Source organism: Mesorhizobium sp. Arg314 (assembly GCF_053714275.1).
This window is the reverse complement of sequence record NZ_JBSKBP010000005.1, coordinates 49,331-74,040: the sequence shown is the minus strand read 5'-3', so window position 1 is coordinate 74,040 and position 24,710 is coordinate 49,331. Positions and strand designations below refer to the sequence as shown.

Sequence of the window (24,710 nt, the reverse complement as noted above, 5' to 3'; positions counted from 1 at the left end):
CGATGAAGACAGCCTGGCGCATCCTCCGCATCTGCCTCTACACGCTGCTTCTGCTGCTGGTGGTGGCGATCGGCGCGCTCGCCGTCTTGACCGGCACCGAAGGCGGCCGCCAGAACCTCGCCAGCCTGATTTCGAAGATGGCTTCGAACGAGGACCGCAAGGTGACGGTCCGCGGCATCGAGGGCATCTGGTCCGGCGCGCTCAGGCTCGATCATGTGGTGCTGGAAGACCGCGCCGGCCCGTGGATGGTGGCGCGCAAGGTGGCGCTCGACTGGTCGCCGACGGCGCTGCTCTCCTGGAATTTCAATGCCGACCGCTTTGCCGCCGAGCGCATCGAACTGGCGCGGCTGCCGCAGCCAGGCCGGCAGCCGGCGCAGGGTGGCTCGACGAGCCTGCCGGTGTCGATCGACGTCAGGGAGATCGACCTGCCCGAGATCGCGCTCGGACAGGAGCTTGCCGGCAGCGGCATTGCCGAACTTGCCGCCAAGGGCTCGCTCAAGGCCGATCCGTCGCCGCTGGCGATCGAGAGCGTGCTCAACGTCACCCGCCATGACGGCAAGCAGGGCAATGTCGACGCAAAGATCCATTTTGCGCCGGCCGACAACAAGCTAGACCTCGATCTCAAGGCGTCGGAGCCGGCCGGCGGCATCATCGCCAACCTGCTTAAGCTGCCGGATGCGCCGCCCGTCAACATCGTCGTTTCCGGCAGCGGGCCGCTCGCCAACTGGAGCGGCGTCGGCACCTTGATGGTCGACGGCCGGATCATCAGCCAGCTGACCAGCCGGCACCAACTCACCGACAAGGGCCACCGCATCGAGGCCAAGGGCGACGGCCAGTTCGAAGGTTTCCTGCCGGAGAAGATAAAGTCGATGTTTGCCGGCAAGACGAGCTTCGACCTCGCCGGAACGGCGACCACGTCTGGCGGGGTCGATATCGAGCGCGCCACTATAGAGAGCGACGCGGTACACGGCACAGCAACCGGCAAATTCGACCCGAAGGGTGCCAGCGACCTGGCCATCGAGCTCTCCGCCAAGGACAAGCCGGTCACCGTCGATGTCGGCAACAGCGCTGTTCCCATCCTGGTTGCGGTCGAAAAGGCGACGGTGCGCGCCTTCGGCGACGGCAAGGCGCCGATGGTCGATATCGGTACCTCCCTCACCTCGGTGGCCGTCGGCGGCACGCAGCTCAACAATATTACAGGCGAGATACATTCCGACGGCTTCGATATCGAGAACCGCAGCGGCCCGGTCAGCATCAAGCTCGGGGCCGCCGGCCTGAAGACCGACGTCGCCACGCTGGCGCCGATGGTGACCGGCAAACTCGCCGCCGATCTCTCCGGCACGATCAGCCGCGAGACGGTGACCATCGAGAAAGGTACTTTGCGCAGCGATGCGCTCAATGCCGCGCTGACGGCAAGCGTGTCGCTCGCCGATCTGTCGATGACGCTGAAGATGAATGCCGACGCCGTCTCCAAGGCGCTGCCACCGCAAATCAGCTCGCTGCTTGGCGAGCGGGTGAAGTTTTCGGCCACCGCCACGCGTGATCCGCAAGGGGCGTTCGCCGCCAATTCGCTGGAACTCACCTCCGGTTCGCTCAGCGCCAGCGGCACGGCCAGCGCGCAAGGCTCGGACATCCAGGCGGATGTGAAAGGCACGCTGGGCGATGTCTCGTCGCTGTCGTCGCTCGCCGGTACACCGCTTGCCGGCGGAGTGAACTTCGCGCTGACGGCTAGCGGTCCGCGCTGGGCGCCGGATTTCTCGGTCTCGGCCGACAGCGCCAGTCTGACGGCGGCCGGCCGCACGGTGAAGGACATCAAACTTTCGGCCAAGGGCAGGGCCGACATCGCCAATCCGTCGGCCGAAATCTCGCTGACCGGCAGTGCCGAGGGGCAAGCGCTCGATATCGGGGCTTCGCTGATCACGGCGGACGGCAAGCGCTCGATCAAGGGTCTCAGCCTGGCGCTCGGCGACAACAAGGTTTCGGGCGATCTCTCGCTCGACGACAAATTCCTGCCGCTCGGCACGCTGACGCTGGCCGTGCCCGACATCGGACCGCTTGCGGCACTCGCAAATCAGACTGCGACCGGCGATATCAATGGCACGATCGCTTTCGCCAAGGAAGGCGAGGCGCCGACCGTCACCATCAATGCGGCCAGCACAGCGATCGCGCGTGGCGAGCTGGCGGCAAAGGCCATCACCGTCAACGCGCTGATCGCCAATTACCTGAAGGGGCCGGCGATCTCGGGCTCGATCAAGGCCGACAGCGTGACCTCCGGCAGCACGGTCATCAGCAGCATCGGCATCGATTTGAAGCGCGACGGCGACTGGACCAATTTTACCGGCGGCGCCACGGCGTCGGGCATTCCGGCCACGGCTACCGGACGGGTGAAGATCGCCAACGGCACGACAAGCGTGGAAATCGCTTCCGGCGAGGCGACCGTGCGCGGCATCAAGGCGGCGATCGCCGAGCCTTCCAGCGTCTCTATCGCCAATGGCGTCACCACAATCGAGAAGCTCGCGCTCAATCTCGGCGGCGGCTCGGCGACCGTTTCCGGCAGCGCCGGTCAGACCCTCGACCTGACGGCCAACCTTGCCAACCTGCCGGTCGCGCTCGCCAATGATTTCGTGCCAGGCCTTGACGGGGTCGGAACGGTGGAGGGCACGGCACATGTCACGGGTCCGTCGTCCAGCCCCGACGTGCAGTTCAATGCGAAGGTGGCGGGCGCCGAAACCAGCCAGACCCGCCAGGCGGGGCTCGGGCCGCTGGATCTGGATGCTGCCGGCAGCTATACGCTGGCGGGCGGCGTGGCCCTGGACCACGCCACGCTTTCGGGCGAAGGGATTTCAGGCAAGGCCGCCGGTACCCTAAACCCTAACGGCGCCAGCGATTTCTCCCTCGACCTTACGTCATCCGGACCCAGCCTGCCTTTGACGGTCGGCAGCGCCGAGAGCCCGGTCAAGATCGCGGTCCAGTCCTTGTCGGCAAAGATGGCGGGCGAAAGCACGCAAGCGCGGCTCGACGTGTCCGCAATCCTGCCCTCCATCGCCGCCAGCCAGGCGAAGGTGGACGGACTGACACTGATGCTGCATTCGGATGCCTTCGACCTAAAGGGGCGGGCAGGTCCGGTTTCCGGCACGGTGTCGGTGGACAGGGTCGGCCTCGACAATCCCATGATCGCGCCGCTGATCGCCGGCAAGGTCACGGCCAAGGTCAATGGCCGCCTGACGACCGATTCCGTTGCCGTCAACAGCGGCTCCCTGAAGAGCGATGCGCTCAACAGCCAGGTCGTGGGCCGGATATCGCTGGGTGACGGTGCGGTCGACCTCAATCTGAAGGCCGATGTTGCCTCTTCCGCCTTGCCGGCGGCGATGCGCGGCATGCTTGGCGAGACAGCGCAGTTGAGCGCCGCGCTGAAGCGCGATGCCAATGGCAACGTCAATGTCGACGGCCTGAAGCTGAATTCGGGCGCGCTCAGCGCCGACGGGCAGGCGAGCCTTGCCGACAGCAAGCTGGCCGCCGGGATCCGAGGTGCGTTGAGCGACGTTTCAGGGCTCTCGAAGGACTCCAAGGGCGCCATCGCCTTTGCCCTGAATGCGCAAGGCCCGGTCACCGCGCCAGATCTGTCGATGACGGTGAGCAGCGACCGGCTTTCGGTGGCGGCGCGCGAGATCACCGGGCTGAAGCTTACGGCCAGCGGCAAGGCCGATGCCGCCAATCCGGCGGCCAATGTCGAGCTCACCGGCAATGTCGCCGGCCAGAACCTGCAAGGCAGCGCGGTGCTCGCCACGACCGATGGCAGCCGCGCGATCAACGGGCTTTTGCTGTCGCTCGGCCCGAACAAGATTTCCGGCGATCTCGCCCTCGACGATGCCTTGGTGCCGGTCGGCACCGTTACGCTCGACCTGCCCGATATAGGGCCGCTCGCCGCGCTGGCGCTGGAAAAGGCCGAGGGCAATGTGCGCGGCACGATCGCCTTTACCAAGGCGGCCAACGGGCCGAATGTCGCGATCAAGGCGAACACCTCGGCAATCAAGCGCGGCGATCTCTCGGCCAGGAATGTGGCCATCGACGCGCAGATCGCGAACTACATGGCAGCACCGGTCATCGCCGGCACGGTGCGCGCCGAGAGCGTCACTTCGGGCGGCACCGCCATCACCGGTATCGATGTCGATCTCAAGCGCGACGGCGACTGGACCGGCTTTTCAGGCGGCGCCACCGTCAAGAACATCCCGGCGAAGGCGGCCGGCCGGGTGAAGGTCGCCAACGGCACGACGACCATCGAGCTCGCGTCGGGCCAGGCGACGGTGCAGGGCATCAAGGCTGCGATCGCACAGGCCTCGACCGTGACCATCGCCAACGGCGTGACAACGCTCGACCGCCTGGTGCTCAACCTTGGCGGCGGCACGGCGACGGTGACGGGCAAGGTCGCGCAGGCGCTCGACATCAACGCCAATCTGGCCAGGGTGCCGATCTCGCTCGCCAACAGTTTTTCGCCGGGTCTCGACGCGGCGGGTTCGATCTCGGGCACGGTCAAGGTGACAGGAGCGCCGGCAAGCCCGTCGGTTGCCTTCAACATCGATGCCTCCGGCGTGCAGACCTCGCAGACGCGCGGCGCCGGGCTGGGCGGCATGAACGTATCCTCGTCGGGAACCTTTGCCGGCAACAAGCTTGGTTTCGACGCCAACATCAGCGACGGCGCCGGCCTCGGCCTCAAGGGCGGCGGCTCGGTGACGACGGCGGGCACGCCGGCGCTGGTGCTCGACTTCAACGGCAAGGTGCCATTCTCCTTCCTTGCCTCGAAACTCGCCGCGCAGGGGCTTGGACTGACCGGAACGGCCAATGTCAACGTGCAGGTGCGCGGTCCGGCGTCGTCGCCGGTGATCGGCGGAACGGTCAACACCACCGGCGCGCGCCTGGTCGACGCGCGTTCCGGCCTGGCGGTCAACGACATCGCCGCAGACGTTTCGATCGGCGGCGGCGTCGCCAGGATAAACCGCCTGACCGGAACGCTGTCGACGCGCGGAAGCCTGTCGGCGAGCGGCACGGTCGGCATCAATCCGGCGCAAGGCTTCCCTGCCGATCTCTCGATCAAGCTCACCGATGGCCGCTATACCGACGGCCGGGTCGTAACCGCCAATCTCGGCGGCGACCTGACCATCAAGGGACCGCTGGTTTCGGCGCCGGTGGTTGCCGGCACGATCAATCTGGCGAGGACGGTCATCACCGTCCCGGACAAGCTGCCGGCCTCGCTCTCGGCTTTGGACGTCAAGCACAAGAACGCGCCCAGCGCGGTGCGGGCGCAGGATAAGGCGCTGCGCCCGCCGACATCCGGCGGCGGCAACAGCGGCAGCGGCCTTGCCCTGGATGTGACGGTCAACGCGCCGAACCAGATATTCATCCAGGGCAGGGGCGTCGATGCCGAACTCGGCGGCTCGCTGAAGTTGACGGGGCCGGCCTCGGCGCCGCAGGCGGTCGGCACTTTCACGCTGCAGCGCGGACGGCTGACCATCCTTGCCAAGCGGCTGACCTTCACCGAGGGCACTATCGGGTTCCAGGGTTCGCTGGTGCCCTACCTCAACATGACTGCGACCACGACGACCAGCAGCGCCACGGTGGCGATCGTCGTGTCGGGCGAGGCGACCAATCCGAAGTTTACCTTCTCCTCCGTGCCGGCGCTGCCCCAGGACGAGGTGCTGGCACAGCTCATCTTCGGTCAATCCATGTCCAAACTGTCGCCGCTGCAGATTGCGCAACTTGCGAGCGCGGCCGCGCAGCTGGCAGGCGTCGGCGGTTCGACCTCGCTGCTTGAGAGCCTGCAAAGCGCCATCGGCGTCGACGATCTCGACGTGACGACGGACGAGAAGGGCGGCACGGCGGTTTCGGCCGGCAAATATCTCAACGACCGCACCTATGTGACCATACAGAAGGGCGACAAGCCGGGCTCAGGCAAGGCAACGATCGACCTCAATGTCGGGCGTGGCGTCAAGCTGCGCGGCGAGGCCAACGACGCCGGCGAAGCAAAGGGCGGCGTGTTTTACGAGCGCGAATATTGAGGCTGCGCGGTCCTTCCCAGGCCTGTCGAATGGGCTGCTCGCCCCGGACACAGGCCCCTTATCCTTATAAAATGTATTGATTTAATCGCCCGCCACGATTTTTTTGGAAATCCGTGGCGCGCTAACAAATTTGCGCCAAGACTGTCGCTATCACGCGAACCGGGTTGCACTCAAAGATGCACATTCCCTAACATGTTCCCACTCCACATCGCCTTTTGACAACGCGGTCTGGATGCGGAATGTTACAAGGCGGAAAGCCAACAATGGGAGTAAGTCATGGCAATCTATAAAAGCAATGGTGATCGCGTTCCCGATCACATCCTCAAAATGGCCGAAGAGGCCAAGTCGGGCAAGGTGGACCGTCGTGAATTCCTGGCCTTGGCCAGCGTTTTCGGCGCCTCGACGGCGATGGCCTACGGCATGCTCGGCCTTGCAGTGCCGACCGAGGCGCGAGCCGAAGATGCCCCCAAGAAGGGTGGCATCCTGAAGGTCGCGCAGTGGGTCAAGGATCCGAAGGATCCGCGCAAGTCCGACTGGTCGGAAATCGCCAATGCCGAGCGCCAGGCGCTCGAGCCGCTGGTCAAGTACACCACCGAATACACGTTCCGCCCCTATCTGCTCGAGAGTTGGGACGTGAACGACGATGCCACCGAATATGTGCTGCATGTGCGCAAGGGCGTGACCTGGCACAATGGCGACGCATTCACCGCCGACGACGTGGTGCACAACTTCAACCGCTGGGGCGAGAAGGCCGCCGAGGGCAATTCAATGCCCGGTCGTCTCGGCACGCTGTTCGACGACAAGACCGGCAAGCTGCGTGAAGGCGCGGTGACCAAGGTCGACGACATGACCGTCAAGCTGTCGCTGACCAAGCCCGACATCTCGATCATTCCCGGCATTTGCGACTATGTCGCCCTCGTCGTTCACAAGACCTTCGATGAAAAGGGTGGCGATTTCAAAGCCTGCCCGATCGGCACCGGCCCGTTCGAGCTCGTCTCCTACGACGTCGGCCAAAAGGTCGTCTACAAGCGCCGAGCCGACAACAAGTGGTGGGACGGCGACGTCTACCTCGACGGCATCGAGTTCATCGACTATGGCACCGATCCGGCGGCCATGGTCAGTGCATTCGAATCCGGTGAAGTCCACACCAATTTCGAAACCTCGGCCGACTATGTGTCGATCCTCGACGGCATGAAGCTGGTCAAGTCGGAAGTCGTGACCGCCTCGACCATCGTTTGCCGCACCAACGTCAAAAACAAGCCTTATGACAACGAGAAGGTGCGCAAGGCACTGCAGCTCGGCGTCGACAACAATGTCGTCCTCCAACTCGGCTACGGCAATGCCGGTTCGGTGGCCGAAAACCACCATGTCTGCCAGATCCATCCGGAATATCACGAGCTGCCGAAAGTCGCTCGCGATCCGGCCAAGGCGAAAGCGTTGATGGCAGAGGCCGGTCAGGCCGACTTCGAACACGAGCTGATCACGGTCGACGAGGACTGGCACAAGAACACCGGCGACGCCATCGCCGCCCAGCTTCGCGACGCCGGCATAAAGGTGAAGCGCACCGTGCTGCCGGGCTCGACGTTCTGGAACGACTGGCTGAAGTATCCGCTGTCGATGACCAACTGGAACATGCGGCCGCTCGGCGTCCAGGTTCTGGCTCTGGCCTACCGCACCGGCGAGGCTTGGAACGAATGTGCATGGTCGAACCCTGACTGGGACGCCAAGCTCAACGCGGCGCTCTCGGTCTCCGACGCCACCAAGCGCAAGGACATGATGAAGGACATCGAGCAGATCCTGCAGGATTCAGGCATCATCATCCAGCCTTATTGGCGCAAGCTCTACAGCCACTCGGTTGCCGCCGTTAAGAACTACAAGATGCACCCGACCTTCGAGCGCGACTACGGCAAGATCTGGCTCGACCAGGCCTGATCTGGCAATCAGGGAAAGGGGCGGCTCGCCCCTTTCCCTCGTTCTTGCATGGTTCCAAAACCGGAGGTCGGCGCAGCAAAAAAGTTGCGGACTCTTCGGAGACGGTCATGCAATAAAACAGAGTCGATCGCATTCGAGGGCTTGTTTGACAGCCAGCTTGCCGCTGCGGCTGGATTGTCTCGAGCAGGCTTCAACCCCAACCAGATCGGCAGGGGACCGCCATGCTTTCTTTCGTTATCAGGCGTCTCGGCACCATGGCATTGACGATGCTGTGCCTGACGATGATCGTTTTCTTCCTGATCAATCTCGACCCGAATCTGAAGAAGCTGGCCATCAGCCAGACCGAAATGCATACCTCCGCCGAGCAGCTGGAAAATTGGCTGGCCGGACACGGTTATCGGCAGAATTTCTTTGTCCGGTACGGTCAATGGCTGGGCATCTTGCCCAAGCAGCCGGTGACGGACCCCACGACCGGCAAGCCGGCGCAGCGCTTTTCCTTCTGCAATGACCCGCTCGTGCCAACCTTCTCGGGCATCCTGCAAGGCGATTTCGGCTGCTCGACCAAGTTCAAGACCACTGTCGCGTCGAAGCTCTTTCCAGCGTTGAGCGCCACCGGCATCTTGATGCTCTGCGTCCTACTGGTCATGGTGCCGATCTCGCTGCTGGTCGGGATACTTGCCGGCATGCGCGAGGGCTCGCGCACCGACCGCACGCTGTCAGTCGCGTCTATCGCCTCGACGGCGACGCCTGAATACGTGTCGGGCGTCATCTTCACCGTCATCTTCGCCTCATGGCTCGGCTGGCTGAACGGCTCCGCGGCCTCGGCAAGCCAGGGCATCACCTTCTACAATTTCACGCTGCCGGTGATGACGCTGGCCATCTACGGCATCGGCTACATCGCGCGCATGACGCGCGCCTCGATGGTCGAGGTGATGACGCAGCAATATATCCGTACCGCGCGCCTCAAGGGCCTCTCCTTCGGCGGGGTGGTCGTCAAGCATGCGTTGCGCAATGCGCTGATTGCGCCATTCACCGTCATCATGCTGCAGTTCCCGTGGCTGCTCACCGGCGTCGTCATCGTCGAGGTGATGTTCCGCTACCAGGGTTTTGGCTACACGCTGGTCGAAGCCGCCGGCAACAACGACATCGATCTTCTGCTCGGCTGCTCGCTGGTCTCGGTGTTCATCGTGCTGATCACCCAGCTCATCTCGGATGTCGGCTACGCGTTTCTCAATCCGCGTATCAGGGTTCAGTAGGGGGCAAGCCGATGCAAACCGAATATATCAACGCCTTCGACATCGTTATTGGCGTGCTCTGGCGCTTCTGGCCGGTATGGGCCGGGCTCATCCTGGTGATGGGCGCCAGCTTTACCTACAAGAAGCGGCTTGGCCTCTACGGCCAGCTCTTCGACAGCGGCGTCGGCGTTGCCGGGGTCTTCATCTGCCTGTTCTGGCTGTTCACGGCGATTTTCGCTTCCACCATCTCGCCCTTCGACCCGCTGGCTCAGGTTTCGGTGATGAAGGACGCGCTGCCCGGCGCTGTCGAACCGGTCTCGAAGCTGGTCTACTATTTCGGCGGCGACAAGCTCGCCCGCGACGTGTTCTCGCGTATGGTCTATGGCAGCCAGATCGTGCTGATCATCGCGCCGGCCGCCACCGGTTTCGCGCTGATGGTCGGCATCACGCTCGGCCTCCCGGCCGGCTACTATGGCGGCAAGATCGACACGCTGCTGTCGTTCCTGGCCAATCTGGTGCTGGCCTTCCCGGTCATCCTCCTGTTCTACCTGCTGGTGACACCGGGAATCATGGACACGCCGATTCCCTATGCCATGGCCGGATTGTTCTTCCTGTTCCCGATCGTCTTCTTCAGCGTGCTGTTCTGGACGCGCTTCAAGAACCGGCCGGACCGCCTCTATATCCTGCTCGGCATCACGCTGGTCGTCGGCGGCTGGATCTATACCGGCTTGGTCTTCGACAAAGATCCGCTCAAGATCGTCCACATCGACCCCAACCAGCTCAACATCTTTGTGGCGGTGGTGTTCGCTTCCAGCCCCGGCGTGTTCCGCATCGTGCGCGGGCTAACCATGGACATCAAGACGCGCGACTATGTGGCGGCGGCGCAGACGCGCGGTGAATCGCCCTGGTACATCATGCTGTGGGAGATCCTGCCCAATGCGCGCGGTCCGCTGATCGTCGATGCCTGCCTGCGCATCGGTTACACGACGATCCTGCTCGGAACGCTCGGCTATTTCGGCCTGGGCCTGGCTCCGGAAAGCCCCGACTGGGGCACTGCGATCAAGGATGCCAGCCGCCTGCTGCGTTCCTTCATCCACCCGGCGCTGCCGCCGACGATCGCGCTGATGTCGTTCGTGCTGGGGCTGAACCTGTTGGCGGATTCGCTGCGTGAACAGTCGATGAAGGATTGATGGCGGGGTCGAAGGCCCTACTTGCCGGAGCATGATCCCGAAAAGTGGAACCCGGTTTTCGGACATGATCATGCTCAAACCAAAGACCAAGGATTGGAGCGACCCATGAACGAGGCAGTTCGAGATCCAGCCAAGCCGACCAATGGGCCGATCATCGAGATCGAGAACCTCTCGATCTCCTTCTTCACCCGCAAGGGCGAGATTCCGGCCGTGATGGACTTTTCCTGCACGGTCATGCCCGGCGAGGCGATGGGCATCGTCGGCGAGTCCGGCTGCGGCAAGTCGACCGTGTCGCTCGGCATCATGCGCGACCTCTCCAACATCGGGAAGATCGTTGGCGGGCGCATCAAGTTCCAGGGCAGGGACATGGGCGAACTCTCCGAGGAGGAGTTGCGCGCCATCCGCGGCAACAAGATCGCCATGATCTACCAGGAGCCGATGGCGAGCCTCAATCCGGCGATGAAGATCGGCCAGCAGTTGATGGAAGTGCCGCTGATCCACGACAAGGTGTCGAAGGAAGAGGCGCATAGCCGCGCGCTGGAGATGGTGCGGGCCGTGAAGCTGCCCGATCCCGAGCGCATGATGCGCTCCTATCCGCATCAGCTTTCCGGCGGCCAGCAGCAGCGCATCGTCATCGCCATGGCGCTGCTGTCCAAGCCGGCGCTGCTTCTGCTCGACGAGCCGACCACCGCGCTCGACGTCACCGTCGAGGCCGGCATCGTGGAACTGGTCAAGGGGCTGGGCGAGAAGTTCGGCACCTCGATGATCTTCGTGTCGCACAATCTTGGCCTCATCCTTGAGACCTGCGACAAGATCACGGTGATGTATTCCGGCGAGGCGGTCGAGACCGGCAAGATCAAGGACGTGTTCGACCGCATGCGCCATCCCTACACGCAAGGGCTGTTCCGCTCGATCCCGCTGCCCGGCGCCGACAAGAACTCGCGGCCGCTGATCTCCATCCCCGGCCAGTTGCCGCTGCCGCATGAGCGGCCGAAGGGCTGCAATTTCGGGCCGCGCTGCCACCATTTCGTGGAAGGCGTCTGCAACGCCGCCGAAATCCCGATGGTTCCGGTCGACGGCCATGAGGGGCACTTCTCGCGCTGCGTGCGCTTCAACGAGATCGACTGGGAGGCGCTGCCGCCCGGCGCCAAGAAGGTCAATGAAAAGGTCGAGCCCGGCGCGCCGGTCCTGAAAATCCAGGACCTCAAGAAATACTACAAGGTCGGCGGCAGCGAAGTGTTCGGGTCCAGCGAGGGCCGCGTCGTCAAGGCCAACGAGACGATCTCGTTCACCGCGCGCGAATCCGAGACGGTGGCGATCGTCGGCGAGTCCGGTTGCGGAAAGTCGACCCTGGCCAAGGTGCTGCTTGGTCTGGAGACCGCCAGCTCCGGCACAGTGAGCCTGGCCAACAAGGAAATCCAGTCGACAGGCATCGAGAAACGCGGCGTCGATACGGTGTCGTCGATCCAGATGGTGTTCCAGAACCCGTTCGACACGCTGAATCCCAGCCATACGGTAGGCTCGCAGATCATCCGTACGCTGGAAAAGTTCAAAGTCGGCAAGAATGTCGCCGAGCGGCGCAAGCGGATGCTGGAGCTGCTCGACCTGGTGAAGCTGCCGCGGGCCTTCGAAACCCGCAAGCCGCGCCAGCTTTCGGGCGGTCAGAAGCAGCGCATCGGCGTGGCGCGCGCCTTCGCCGGCGATGCCAAGGTGGTGGTGGCCGACGAGCCGGTCTCGGCACTCGACGTCTCGGTGCAGGCGGCGGTGACCGAGCTGTTGATGGACATCCAGCGCAAGAACAAGACGACGATGCTGTTCATCAGCCACGATCTGTCTGTGGTGCGCTACATCGCCGACCGCGTCGTCGTGATGTATCTCGGCTACATCGTCGAGCAGGGGACGACCGACCAGATCTTCTCGCCGCCCTACCACCCCTATACCGAGGCGCTGCTGTCGGCGATCCCGATCGCCGACACCAGTGTGGTCAAGAAGCATATCGTGCTCGAAGGCGACATCCCCTCGGCGATGAACCCGCCGACCGGCTGCCCGTTCCAGACGCGCTGCGGCTACAAGAAGCTGGTGCCGGACAATCTGTGCGAGACGAAAGTGCCACCGGTGAAGAATCTCGGCGACGGCCATATGAGCCTGTGCTGGCTCTCGGACGATGTGCTGGCCAAGATGGAGCCGGTCATCAAGTTCGACAAGGAACATGCCGCGCACGAAGGCGTGCCGGACGATGCTCCGCACGGCTCGGGACCGGGCTTTACCGGTACGCCGCCGCAGCGTCCGGGTGGCAAAAATGCCAGTTCGGAAGCCGATGCGACCGGAAAGGCTGTCGAGGACGCGGACGCCGTCTTGCGAGTCCGTCGCCACGAGGTCCGCGACGAGACTTCGGAAACCGGTGCTTCAAAGCCGAAGGACACGACGAGGCGGCATTAGAGCGTTTCACCGTTTCACGGAAACGGCGAACCGCTCTATCTCTTTGTTTTGACGCAATTCCTGACGGAAAACCGCTCACACTTTTCGTGGAATTGCTCTAGCCCGGCAGGGTGTCAGCTTCCGCACTGCCGCATCTGCGCGGCGTAATCGCGGGCCATCTGGTCGGTGGCGCGCGCGTAGCTTTGAACGCCGCCGTCGCCGCGATTGTCGCGGCCATAGGCTGTCCAGCCAAGATAATAGGCCAGGTAGAGATTGTAGGTGTCGTTGCGCGCGACTCCGAACGTATCGGCGGTCTTGGAGTGGTACCAGCCGACGAAATCGATGGCGTCGGCAAAACGCGTGCGGCGCGCCGTCCAGTTGCCGGTCTCGCTTTGATATTGCGACCAGGTGCCGTCGAGCGCCTGCGAGTAGCCGGTGGCGCTCGAGACATGTGTCCACGGGATGAAGCCGAGCAGCTTGGTGCGCGGCGGTCGGGCATTGCTCTTGAAGCCGGACTCCTTGCGCACCGTGGCCATCAGCACCGGAACGGGAATGCCGTATTTCTGCTCGGTGCGCTCGGCGGCAGACTGCCAGTTGTCGAACCAGCCGTCATTCTGGTCGAAGACGGCGCAGACATTGTTGATGTGGCTGGGCGCCGTCGCGCAGGCCGAAAGCGCCAGCAGCACGGAGACAGCGACAATTTTACTAAAACTCGACCTACGCATTGAAAGACGAATAGGCCGAAATCATAAAAGGAGTCTTGCGCGGTTCCTTAACGCGGGAGCGGAAGGCGTGAAAAATCGAGTATCGATATTACGACTGCCTATGTCGCTATTCTTTTCTTTGACCTTGAAAAAATGCCGCCTTGGCTAAAATCACGCCGGCAAACGGCGAATTTCTGACAGCCCGCCTGTGATGCGGGCGCTCTGATACGCGCATGAGCGAACCAAGACGCAAGCGCGGCGCCGAACGCACCAGCAACCGGGGGCCGGCCGCCATTCCGCAACTGCCGCGGCGGCGGGTGGAGAATCCCTATCCGCCGATGGCGCTGCTGTCGGCCGACCAGATCGAGGCCATCCACCAGGCCTCGATGCATGTCCTGGAGAATTTCGGTATCGAGGTGATGAGCCCGCGGGCGCTGTCGCTGTTCGAGCGTGCCGGCGCCAAGGTCGATCACGCCATGATGAATGTGCGCGTCGATCGCGGCATGGTCGAGGAAGCGCTGAAGTCGACGCGCAGCCGCTACACGCTTACCCCACGCAATCCGGCACAAGCCGTCCATCTTGGCGGCAGCACGATCAACTTCACGCTGGTGGCGGGGCCGCCCAATGTGCATGACATGGAACGCGGCCGCCGAGCCGGCAACATGCCCGACTATCGGGACCTTGTCCGGCTGGCGCAGCATTTCAATTGCATCCACATGCTGGGCAACCAGGTCTGCGCGCCGATCGAACTGCCGGCGAACACAAGGCATATGGACACCTATTTCGCCAACCTGACGCTGACCGACAAATGTTTCCACGTTTCGGCGATCGGAAGAGGCAGGGCGCTCGACGGCATCGAGATGATGGCGATCGCGCGCGGACTGACGCTGGATAAGATGCGCGATGATCCCGGCATCACCACGATCATTTCGGTCAACTCGCCGCGCCGCTTCGACGAGATGATGGCGGAGGGGCTGATGACCATGGCCGAGTACGGTCAGTCGGTGGCGGTGACGCCGTTCACGCTGATGGGTGCGATGAGCCCGGTGACGCTTGCCGGCGCGCTGGCGCAGCAGAATGCCGAAGCGCTGTTCGGCATCGTGCTGACGCAGCTGGTGCGTCCCGGCGCGCCGGTGATGTATGGCGCGTTTACCTCCAATGTCGACATGAAGTCAGGTGCGCCGGCCTTCGGCACGCCGGAAAACACGAAGGCCAACATCGCCTCGGGGCAGTTGGCGCGGCGCTACAATTTGCCATACCGCACGACGCCGGGCTCAGCCTCCAATGCCGCCGACGCGCAGGGCGCCTATGAGACGTTGATGGCGTTGTGGGGCGCGGTGCTTGGCCACGGCAATCTCGTCTATCACGCCGCCGGCTGGCAGGAAGGCGGGCTGACGGCATCGTTCGAAAAGCTCATCATCGACGTCGAGATGATCCAGCACATGATGGAATTCCTGCGGCCGATCGTCGTCGACCAGGGCGAGCTGGCGGTGGAGGCATTGGGCGCAGTGCCGACCGGCGGCCATTTCTTCGGCGAGCCGCACACGCTGGAGCGCTACGCCACGGCCTTCTACCAGCCCATGCTCTCCAACTGGCAGAATTACGAGGCCTGGCAGGAGGCCGGCGCGCTCGACACGACGGCGCGCGCGACGCGGCTCTGGAAGAAAGCGCTGGAGGAGTATGTCCAGCCGGCCATGGATCCCGCAATACGCGAAGCGCTCGAAGCCTATATGGCACGCCGCAAGGAAGCGATCGGGCAGGGCGAGCCGTGACTTTAGCGTCGGCGCGAGGCACCCCCCTCTGTCCTGCCGGACATCTCCCCCTCAAGGGGGGAGATCGGCTGTCACATCTTGCTTCGCCAATCGCCGAGGTTGAAAAGTATGCTGCGGCAGCGATGCTGCTGATCTCCCCCCTTGAGGGACCCTCGAGGGGGAGATGGCCGGCAGGCCGGAGGGGGGTGGCCTGGCGCTTCCCGTCCCGATTCATCTCACCGATCCAACTCACTGAACCAACGAGAAAAAGCCCATGAAGTCACATGCAAAGGTCGTGGTTATCGGCGGCGGTGTCGTCGGATGCTCGGTGCTGTTCCATCTTGCGCGCCATGGCTGGACCGATGTCGTGCTTCTGGAGCGCGACGAGCTGACGTCGGGCTCGACCTGGCATGCGGCGGGCGGCATGCACACCATCAATGGCGACCCCAACGTCGCCAAGCTGCAGAAATACACCATCTCGCTCTACAAGGAGATCGAGGAGTTGTCGGGACAGGCGACCGGCGTGCACCTCACGGGCGGCGTGCTTCTGGCGGCGACCGAGGCGCGGCTCGACTGGCTGCGCGGCGTGGTGTCGAAGGGCCGCTATCTCGGCATCGACCTCGAAGTGATCTCGGCGAAGGAAGCGGCGGAATTGATGCCGCTCATCGATCCCAGCCAGTTCGTCGGCGCGGTGCGCAACAAGGAGGACGGCCATCTCGATCCGTCGGGCGTGACGCACGCCTATGCCAAGGCCGCACGCAAGCTGGGTGCGGAAGTCGAGCGCTTCACCAAGGTCGAGGACATCGTGCGCCGGCCCGACGGGTTGTGGCGTGTGATCACCAACAAGGGCGAGGTGGTGACGGAGCATGTCGTGAATGCCGGCGGCCTGTGGGCACGCGAGGTCGGCCGCATGGTCGGGCTGGAACTGCCGGTGCTCGCCATGGAGCACATGTACTTGATTACCGAGGACATGCCGGAGGTCGCCGACTGGAACGCCAAGACCGGCACCGAGATCATCCATGCGGTCGACTTCGACGGCGAGCTCTATCTGCGCCAGGAGCGCGGCGGCATGCTGATGGGCACTTACGAGAAGGCGAACAAAGTCTGGTCCGAGTTCCAGACACCGTGGAATTTCGGCCACGAGCTGCTGGAGCCGGATATCGACCGCATCGCGCCGTCGCTTGAGGTCGGCTTCCGCCATTTCCCGGCTTTCCAGAAGACCGGCATCAAGCAGATCATCAACGGCCCCTTCACCTTCGCGCCGGACGGCAATCCGCTGGTCGGTCCCGTGCGCGGCCTGCCCGGCTTTTGGGTCGCCTGCGGCGTCATGGCGGGGTTCAGCCAAGGCGGCGGCGTCGGGCTGGCGCTCTCCAACTGGATGATCGAGGGCGACCCGGGCGCCGACATCTGGGCGATGGATGTGGCGCGCTACGGCGACTGGGCGACGATGGCCTACACCAACGCCAAGGTGCGCGAGAATTATTCACGACGTTTCTCGATCCGCTTCCCGAATGAGGAACTGCCGGCAGGGCGTCAGCTCAAGACGACGCCGGTCTATGACACGCTTGCCGCCAAAGGTGCGCAATGGGGTGTCTCTTATGGGCTCGAGGTGCCGCTCTGGTACGCGCCGGATGACGTCAAGGACGAGTTCTCGTGGCGGCGTTCGAGCGATTTCGACCATGTCGGCAAGGAAGTCGCGGCGGTGCGCAACGGCGTCGGCCTGTCGGAGATTTCGAACTTCGCCAAGTACAGGGTGACGGGCGAGGGTGCGGCTGCCTGGCTCGACCGCATGCTTGCCTGCAAGCTGCCCAGACGTGGCCGCATGACGCTGACGCCGATGCTGAAGGACGACGGCAGACTGATCGGCGATTTCACGCTCGCCAATATCGACGACAAAGAGTGGTTCATCGCCGGCTCCGGCATCGCCGAGCAGTATCATATGCGCTGGTTCGAGGCGCATCTGCCGAAGGACGGTTCGGTGCGCGTGGAAGCGCTGGGACAGAAGCTCACCGGCCTTGCGATTGCCGGGCCGAAGGCGAGGGAGGTTCTGGCCAAGGTCACCCGCGCTGACGTTTCCAACGCGGCATTCCCCTTCATGGCGGTTGCGCGAATGGATATCGGCATGGCGCCGTGCCTCGTCGGCCGCGTCAGCTATACCGGCGATCTCGGCTACGAGATCTGGGTGGCGCCGGAATATCAGCGCGCCGCTTACCAGGCGCTGGTCACAGCGGGCGAGGAATTCGGCATCGGCCTGTTCGGCTCGCGCGCGCTCAACGCGCTGAGGCTGGAAAAGAACTACGGTTCGTGGGCGCGCGAATACCGGCCGATCTACGGGCCGGTCGAGGCCGGGCTCGACCGTTTCGTCGCCTATGGCAAGGACGCCGATTTCATCGGCAAGGAAGCAGCACTTGCCGAGCGCAAGCAGGGCGGCAAGCTTCGGCTGCGCAGCTTCATCGTCGACGCCACCGATGCCGATGTGATCGGCGACGAGGCGATCTGGCATGACGGCGTCGTGCGTGGCTGGGTCACGTCCGGCGGCTATGCGCATAATTCGAAGAAGTCGGTCGCCATGGGCTATGTGCCGAAGGAAATCGCCGACAAGCCGGACGGTTTCGAGATCGAGATCCTCGGCAAGCGCCATGCGGCGCGCGTCCAGGCGGTGCCGCTGTTCGACGCCAATTTCGAACGGATGCGCGCCTGAAACCGGGCTCGCCCTGATCAGGCCTTGGCGTTGTTGCGATTGTCCAGCGCAAAGGCGCCGGGTCCGGCGAAGATCAGATAGAGGAAGATGAAGCAGAACGAGATCGCCGAGTCGCCGCCATTGTTGACGGGGAAGAAGTCGCGCGGCGCATGCGCCATGAAGTACGCGATCGCCATCTCGCCGCAGAGCAGGAACGCCACCGGGCGCGTGAAGAGCCCCACTGCCAGCAGGACGCCGCCGGCGAACTCGAGAATGCCGGACGACAGCGCGAGTCCGGTCATGGCCTCGACATGGGTGCCGGGAGGAAAATTGAACAGCTTTTGGGTGCCGTGCTCGATGAACTGCAACGCGGTCATGATGCGCAGCACACCCAGTGCTTGCGGTCCGTACTGGGCAAGGCTTTCGAATAGCTTCATCCAAAACTCCAATTCAACCCCAGGACCGGCCACAAATATCGCCCGGCAATCGACCACTCGCTTGCCATGGCTTGCCATCAACAATCGGTGTGTGGAAATGGTTTCAACTCTCATATTTTTCTCGCAATGGTTGCATTTGTATCCTCATGGTTGTATTGATGTGGGTACACCAAACCATGCGAGTTCCGTTTCTATGAAAAAAGTCGCCATCAGCCTCTTCGCAATCCTCGCAGGCACGAGCTTCGCCATGGCCGGCGACGCCGGCTGCGATGCCTTCAAATGGCCGGTTGCACGCGAGCAGGCCCTGTTTCCGGCGGCGCCCGCCGCGCAGTCCGGGGCCGCCCTGACAGTCGGGCAAGCGGTGGATTTCTCGCTCGCGGCGGTCGACACGATCAGCTTTGAAGTGCCGCCGGAACATGCACCGGCAGCCGGCACGTTCGGCGCAACGGCGAGCGTGACCGTGCCGCCTGAAGGCGAGCTCCAGTTCAGCCTGTCCGACGAGGCCTGGATCGATGTGGTGCAGGACGGGCAGGCCGTAAAATCAGCGGCTTTCAGCGGCGTGAGGACCTGCCCCGGTATCCGCAAGAGCGTGCGCTTCAAGCTGACCGCCGGTCCCGCCACCGTGCAGCTCAGCGGCGCGAAGAAGGCCGATCTGAAACTGGCGGTGCTGGCGCCGGAGTGACGCACAAGCGGGCGAGGTCGGGCGGGACAGCGCCCCCCTCAGTCCTGCCGGACATCTCCCCAACAAGGGGGAGATCGGCAGTTGCTACCGCACCGGCGCGAGCAAAGCGAAATGCGCGCCTTGCGGATCCTGACACTGGATAATCCACTGGGCGCTCGGCACCTCCATCGGTCCCATCAGAACCTTGCCGCCCGTGTCGGTGACGCGCTTGGCGGCGGCGTCGATGGCGTCGACGTTGAAATAGAACTGCCATACGGGAACCGGGATCTGCGGCGGCTTGTTCATGATGCCGCCGCCGGATTCGGGGCCGGCGCCGAAGGTCTTGTAAGTCCCCATCTCGCCCATATCGAACTCGCCGGCGCTCTCCCAGCCGAACTGGCTGGAATAGAAATCGAAGGCGGCTTTCCAGTCCGACGTGTAGAGCTCATGCCAGCCGACATGGCCTAGCGCGGTCGCCGGCACCGGCGGCTGATCGGGCTGGTTGGGTTGCAGGAACATGAAGGTTGCGCCCTGCGGATCGGCGACGACGGCGAAGCGGCCGACTCCCGGGATGTCGTCCGGTGCGCGGTGGACGGCGCCGCCTGCCTCCTGCAACGCCTTCGTCGAGGCATCGACATCCTTGGTGTAGATGTAGCCCACCCAGGCGGGCGGCATGCCCATCTTGGCGGGTTCTTCCGGCATCGTCATCAGTCCGCCGACACCACGCACGCTGGAATTCATCACGATGTAGCGGGGCATGCCGGGCGCCTTGTCGAAGGGCTCGGCCCTCCAGCCGACAACGGCGGTATAAAAGGCCTCGGCGGCGTCGAGGTCGGTGGTCATCAGTTCGTACCAGAAGAAGGGTTTTGGGGCATTCGGCATGGTCGGTCTCCTCACCGGTTCAGGCAGCGATCGTGGTTCGATCCATCCTAGGACGATCCTGGCGACAGAAATCCGACATCTGGGCCAGAATTCGAGGATGGCAAGGCACTCTGTCCTACGATCTTGCGTGTCCCGAGATTTTCGACTTTGCTGCCCTCAAAGAGGGGCTTGCGTTTCCATGCGTCGAATGTCGCTCACGCCAGAGCTTGTCGCGCTCTGCCATCGCGAGGAAATCGATCCCGGTCCGAGCGGGGAGTGGACGCAGCTGAGCGACGACGATTTCAGCACGCTCGCCTCGCGTCTCGCCGATGAAGCCGACGAGGGTCCGCTCTGGGTATTCGCCTATGGCTCGCTGATATGGAAGCCGGCCTTCGAATCGGTCGAACAGCAGCGTGCTTCGGCCTATGGCTGGCATCGCTCCTTCTGTCTCGACATGGTCCGCTGGAGAGGCAGCGCCGCGCAGCCGGGGCTGATGATGGCGCTGGAACGCGGCGGGCGCTGCGACGGCGTCATCTACCGCCTGCCGGATGGCGAAAAGCCCGCACAGATCGAACGACTGTTGCGACGCGAGATAGATGACCATGAAAGCGTCAGTTCGGTGCGATGGGTTCCGGTGCGCACGAGACAAGGCCGGTTGCGGGCGCTGGGCTTCTGGGTGGGCGTGACCGGCAAGGGCACGTCGCTCAGGCAGCCGCTGGAGCAGGTGGCATGGGTGCTGGCGCGCGCCTGCGGCCATGTCGGCTCCGGCGCCGAATACCTCTACAACACCGTCAGCCACCTCGAGACATTCGGCATCCATGACCGCAATCTGTGGCGCCTGCAGGAACTGGTCGCGGGCGAGATCGGGTTGATCCATCGCAACAGGATCAACGGCGAGCCGTCGGTGATGGAAGTTTCTATAACATGAGTATGGTTATCATGTTTTTATGCAGGCAATACAGTGGCTTGGCCGAAAATTGACCAATTGATAAAAAAATAAAACGTGCTAGCCTTCCCCAAAACGACAACAAGGGGAACTGGAATGGCGACTGGTCATTTCATCGAAGGCATTGCCGGCGGCCGGCTGTCTTCCGAGCAATATGCCGACAATTTTTCCGACCTGCACCCGCCGCTCGATCATCATGAGGCGCTGGTCGAGGCCGACCGCTGCTATTTCTGCTACGACGCGCCGTGCATGAACGCATGCCCGACGTCGATCGACATCCCGCTGTTCATCCGGCAGATCGCGACCGGCAATCCGCTGGGCTCGGCCAAGACGATCTTCGACCAGAACATCCTCGGCGGCATGTGCGCCCGCGTCTGCCCGACCGAGACGCTGTGCGAAGAAGTCTGCGTGCGCGAGGTGGCAGAAGGCAAGCCGGTGCAGATCGGCCGGCTGCAGCGCTACGCCACCGATGTCGCGATGCGCGAGGACAAGCAGTTCTACAAGCGCTCCGAGCCGACCGGAAAGACGGTCGCGGTGGTCGGCGCCGGGCCTTCGGGGCTGGCGGCGGCGCATCGCCTTGCCCGCCATGGCCATGACGTGACGATCCTGGAGGCGCGGCCGAAGGCCGGCGGCCTCAACGAATATGGCATCGCCGCCTATAAGAGCGTCGACGACTTCGCCCAGGCCGAAGTCGACTATGTCACCGCGATCGGCGGCATCGACATCCAGAACGGCAAGGCGCTCGGCCGCGACTTCCAGCTCTCCGATTTGATGCGCAACTACGACGCGGTGTTCCTTGGCCTTGGCCTCGGCGGCATCAACGCGCTGCGCGCCGACGGCGAGGACGCGGACGGTGTCGCCAATGCAGTCGAATTCATCGCCGACCTGCGCCAGGCGAGCGACCTTTCCAGCCTGCCGGTCGGCCGGCGCGTCGTCGTGATCGGCGGCGGCATGACGGCGGTCGACGCCGCGGTGCAGTCGAAGCTGCTCGGCGCGGAGGAAGTGACGATCTGCTACCGCCGCGGCCAGGAACATATGAACGCCTCCGGCTTCGAGCAGGATCTGGCCGCCGCCAACGGCGTCACCATCCGCCACTGGCTGCAGCCGAAGCGCGTGATAACCGAGAACGGCAAGGTCTCGGCGATCGAGCTCGAATACACCGCGATCACCGGCGACAAGCTCGCCGGCACCGGCGAAACGCTGCGGCTCAATGCCGATCAGGTGTTCAAGGCGATCGGCCAGAGCTTCGTGCCGGCTCATCTCAACGGCAGCGGCGAACAGATCGAGCTCGAAGGCGGCCGCATCAAGGTCGATGCAGAAGGCCGCACTTCACTGGCCAAGGTCTGGGCCGGCGGCGACTGCATCTTCGGCGGTGACGATTTGACGGTCTCGGCGGTGGCGCAAGGGCGTGACGCCGCCGAGAGCATCCATCGGGCGCTGACCTCTAACGGGAGGGCATGAGCATGGCAGACATCCGCAACACTTTCGTCGGCATCAAGTCGCCCAATCCATTCTGGCTGGCCTCGGCGCCGCCGACCGACAAGGCCTACAATGTGGAGCGCGCCTTCAAGGCCGGCTGGGGCGGCGTGGTGTGGAAGACGCTGGGCGAAGAGGGCCCACCGGTCGTCAACGTCAATGGGCCGCGCTATGGCGCGATCTGGGGCGCCGATCGCCGGCTGCTCGGCTTGAACAACATCGAGCTCATCACCGACCGCGACCTGCAGGTCAATTTGCGCGAGATCAAGCAGGTCAAGAAGGACTGGCCGGACCGCGCCATCGTCGTCTCGCTGATGGTTCCTTGCGTCGAGGATGCCTGGAAGGCGATCCTGCCGGTGGTCGAGGACACGGAAGCCGACGGCATAGAGCTCAATTTCGGCTGCCCGCATGGCATGTCGGAACGCGGCATGGGCGCGGCCGTCGGTCAGGTGCCCGAATACATCGAAATGGTGGTGCGCTGGTGCAAGCAGAATACCCGCATGCCGGTCATCACCAAGCTGACACCCAACATCACCGATGTGCGCAAGCCCGCGCGCGCGGCACTGGCCGGCGGTACGGACGCGGTGTCGCTGATCAACACGATCAACTCGATCACCGGCGTCGACCTCGACAGTTTCGCGCCACAGCCGACCATCGACGGCAAGGGTTCGCATGGCGGCTATTGCGGCCCGGCGGTGAAGCCGATCGCCATGAACATGGTGGCCGAGATCGCGCGCGATCCGGAAACGCATGAATTGCCGATCTCGGGCATCGGCGGCATCACCACCTGGCGGGATGCGGCCGAATTCATGGCGCTCGGCGCCGGCAATGTGCAGGTCTGCACGGCGGCGATGACCTACGGCTTCAAGATCGTGCAGGAGATGATCGCCGGTCTGGAGAACTGGATGGACGAGAAGGGGCACGCCTCGCTCTCCGACGTCATCGGCCGCGCCACGCCCAACGTCACCGACTGGCAGTATCTCAACCTCAACTATGTCGCCAAGGCGCATATCGACCAGGATGCCTGCATCAAATGCGGCCGCTGCCACATCGCCTGCGAGGACACCTCGCACCAGGCGATCACCAACATGGTCGACGGTGCCAGGCATTTCGAGGTGATAGAGGCCGAATGCGTCGGCTGCAATCTCTGCGTCAATGTCTGCCCGGTCGAGGGCTGCATCACCATGGAGCCGCTGGCGGCCGGAGCGATGGACCAGCGCACCGGCAAGCCGGTGTCGCCGATCTACGCCAACTGGACGACGCACCCGAACAATCCGATGGCCAAGGTGGCGGCGGAATAGGGGTTCGTCCAAGGTTAGCCTAATCGCTCCGCGCCTTCGCATGGGGCGATTTTGTGTGACGCGCGGCGCCTGGATTTCAGAGATCCGCGCCGCCCCTCATCCGCCCTTCGGGCACCTTCTCCTCGTGAACGGGGAGAAGGCTAGGTGAGGCGCCGTTGGCGCCCTTTTTGCAACGCTGACAATTGGCGAAATCGTCGATGAAGGCTCATTTCTCCCCGTCACTATACGGGGAGAAATGCCCGGCAGGGCAATGAGGGGCAGCGCCAACCTTCGAGGGAATGCGCAGCGAAGTCCTTAAAGCGCGTCGCGCTGAACCGGATTCAGGCGACGCGCTTTAAGCCTTTGTTTTGATGCATGTCGTTGTCCAGAACCGCTGCACACTTCTGGGCGACATGCATTAGCTTTAGCTTTCCGCACGGCCTTTGGCACAACCGATATCACGACTGCGATTGCACGAAATCCAGATTCCCCTATTGCAGATAAAAAATATCCACGATAAGAGATATCCATGAATTGGAGATCGGCACGATGAAGCTGGGCGAGGGCGTTGAGGCGGCCATCCACTGCGCGGCGACGCTGGCCAGCGTCGACGGCAACAGCACCATGCCAGGTGCTGCGCTCGCGGAGTGCTTCGGGCTGTCGCCAAGCTATCTGCTGAAACATCTCAACCAGCTGACGGCGGCGCGCATCCTGGAATCGGTGCCGGGGCCGGCGGGCGGCTATCGGTTGGCGCGACCGGCCGAGCGTATCACGCTGCTCGATATCGTGCTGGCCGTCGAGGGGCGCGAACCGGCGTTCCGCTGCGGCGAAATCCGCCGCAACGGTCCGGTCAAGATCGATGCTTCGGCCTATGTCAAACCCTGCGGCATCAACGCCGCGATGCTGAAGGCCGAGCGTGCCTACCGGGCCGCACTTGCCGAAGTGAAGGTGTCCGACATCGTGGCGGACTACGCCGCGGAGGGCGATCCCCGCTCGATTGCGGCAAGCTGCGCCTTCGTCGAGCGCCACCAGCGGCCGCAGAAATTCGCTTCAACCAAGCAGATCTAGACTCACTCAAAACCCTGA

15 protein-coding genes are annotated in these 24,710 nt (G+C 63.6%); 12 read left to right on the top strand and 3 right to left on the bottom strand.

The window, feature by feature from the left end; translation table 11 throughout:
- Nucleotides 1-2: 2 nt before the first annotated feature.
- From ACWGS9_RS07310 to ACWGS9_RS07290, 5 genes are all read left to right on the top strand, one after another.
- Nucleotides 3-6,053, top strand: a complete 6,051-nt coding sequence (locus ACWGS9_RS07310) for a translocation/assembly module TamB domain-containing protein (protein ID WP_454504606.1) — start codon at nt 3-5, stop codon at nt 6,051-6,053.
- Between the two features lie 276 nt (nt 6,054-6,329).
- Complete coding sequence (locus ACWGS9_RS07305; RefSeq protein WP_454504605.1) at nt 6,330-7,985, top strand: ABC transporter substrate-binding protein; 1,656 nt, start codon at nt 6,330-6,332, stop codon at nt 7,983-7,985.
- 221 nt (nt 7,986-8,206) lie between these two features.
- Nucleotides 8,207-9,241, top strand: a complete 1,035-nt coding sequence (locus tag ACWGS9_RS07300) for an ABC transporter permease (protein ID WP_454504604.1) — start codon at nt 8,207-8,209, stop codon at nt 9,239-9,241.
- 11 nt (nt 9,242-9,252) lie between these two features.
- Entirely contained in the window at nt 9,253-10,410 is a 1,158-nt protein-coding gene (locus tag ACWGS9_RS07295) for an ABC transporter permease (RefSeq protein WP_454504603.1), read from the top strand.
- A gap of 105 nt (nt 10,411-10,515) precedes the next feature.
- Nucleotides 10,516-12,849, top strand: coding sequence for a dipeptide ABC transporter ATP-binding protein (locus ACWGS9_RS07290; protein WP_454504602.1), 2,334 nt, complete (start codon nt 10,516-10,518; stop codon nt 12,847-12,849).
- Nucleotides 12,850-12,962: 113 nt separating this feature from the next.
- Here ACWGS9_RS07290 and ACWGS9_RS07285 read toward each other — a convergent pair whose 3' ends face one another.
- Complete coding sequence (locus ACWGS9_RS07285; protein WP_454504601.1) at nt 12,963-13,553, bottom strand: transglycosylase SLT domain-containing protein; 591 nt, start codon at nt 13,551-13,553, stop codon at nt 12,963-12,965.
- Nucleotides 13,554-13,765: 212 nt separating this feature from the next.
- Here ACWGS9_RS07285 and ACWGS9_RS07280 point away from each other — a divergent pair, with 212 nt between their 5' ends.
- Nucleotides 13,766-15,304: a trimethylamine methyltransferase family protein gene (locus ACWGS9_RS07280; protein WP_454504600.1), complete on the top strand. Its 1,539-nt coding sequence runs from the start codon at nt 13,766-13,768 to the stop codon at nt 15,302-15,304.
- A gap of 253 nt (nt 15,305-15,557) precedes the next feature.
- A complete protein-coding gene (locus ACWGS9_RS07275; protein WP_454504599.1) occupies nt 15,558-17,984 on the top strand; it encodes a GcvT family protein in 2,427 nt (808 codons plus the stop codon).
- A 17-nt stretch (nt 17,985-18,001) separates the two neighbouring features.
- Here ACWGS9_RS07275 and ACWGS9_RS07270 read toward each other — a convergent pair whose 3' ends face one another.
- Nucleotides 18,002-18,400: a DoxX family protein gene (locus tag ACWGS9_RS07270; protein WP_454504598.1), complete on the bottom strand. Its 399-nt coding sequence runs from the start codon at nt 18,398-18,400 to the stop codon at nt 18,002-18,004.
- A 193-nt stretch (nt 18,401-18,593) separates the two neighbouring features.
- On the opposite strand from ACWGS9_RS07270, the gene ACWGS9_RS07265 reads away from it, so the two are divergent.
- Complete coding sequence (locus ACWGS9_RS07265; RefSeq protein ID WP_454504597.1) at nt 18,594-19,082, top strand: hypothetical protein; 489 nt, start codon at nt 18,594-18,596, stop codon at nt 19,080-19,082.
- A gap of 84 nt (nt 19,083-19,166) precedes the next feature.
- Here the strand turns inward: ACWGS9_RS07265 and ACWGS9_RS07260 are convergent, their stop codons facing one another.
- Entirely contained in the window at nt 19,167-19,943 is a 777-nt protein-coding gene (locus ACWGS9_RS07260; RefSeq protein ID WP_454504596.1) for a VOC family protein, read from the bottom strand.
- A gap of 178 nt (nt 19,944-20,121) precedes the next feature.
- Here ACWGS9_RS07260 and ACWGS9_RS07255 point away from each other — a divergent pair, with 178 nt between their 5' ends.
- The 4 genes from ACWGS9_RS07255 (at nt 20,122) to ACWGS9_RS07240 (ending at nt 24,692) form a co-directional block, all read left to right on the top strand.
- Entirely contained in the window at nt 20,122-20,850 is a 729-nt protein-coding gene (locus ACWGS9_RS07255) for a gamma-glutamylcyclotransferase (RefSeq protein ID WP_454504595.1), read from the top strand.
- Between the two features lie 114 nt (nt 20,851-20,964).
- Entirely contained in the window at nt 20,965-22,329 is a 1,365-nt protein-coding gene (locus ACWGS9_RS07250) for an NAD(P)-dependent oxidoreductase (protein WP_454504594.1), read from the top strand.
- Nucleotides 22,330-22,331: 2 nt separating this feature from the next.
- Complete coding sequence (gene preA / locus ACWGS9_RS07245) at nt 22,332-23,645, top strand: NAD-dependent dihydropyrimidine dehydrogenase subunit PreA (protein ID WP_454504593.1); 1,314 nt, start codon at nt 22,332-22,334, stop codon at nt 23,643-23,645.
- Nucleotides 23,646-24,173: 528 nt separating this feature from the next.
- Nucleotides 24,174-24,692 (top strand): RrF2 family transcriptional regulator, encoded by a 519-nt coding sequence (locus tag ACWGS9_RS07240; RefSeq protein WP_454504592.1) that lies wholly within the window; start codon nt 24,174-24,176, stop codon nt 24,690-24,692.
- Nucleotides 24,693-24,710: the final 18 nt, after the last annotated feature.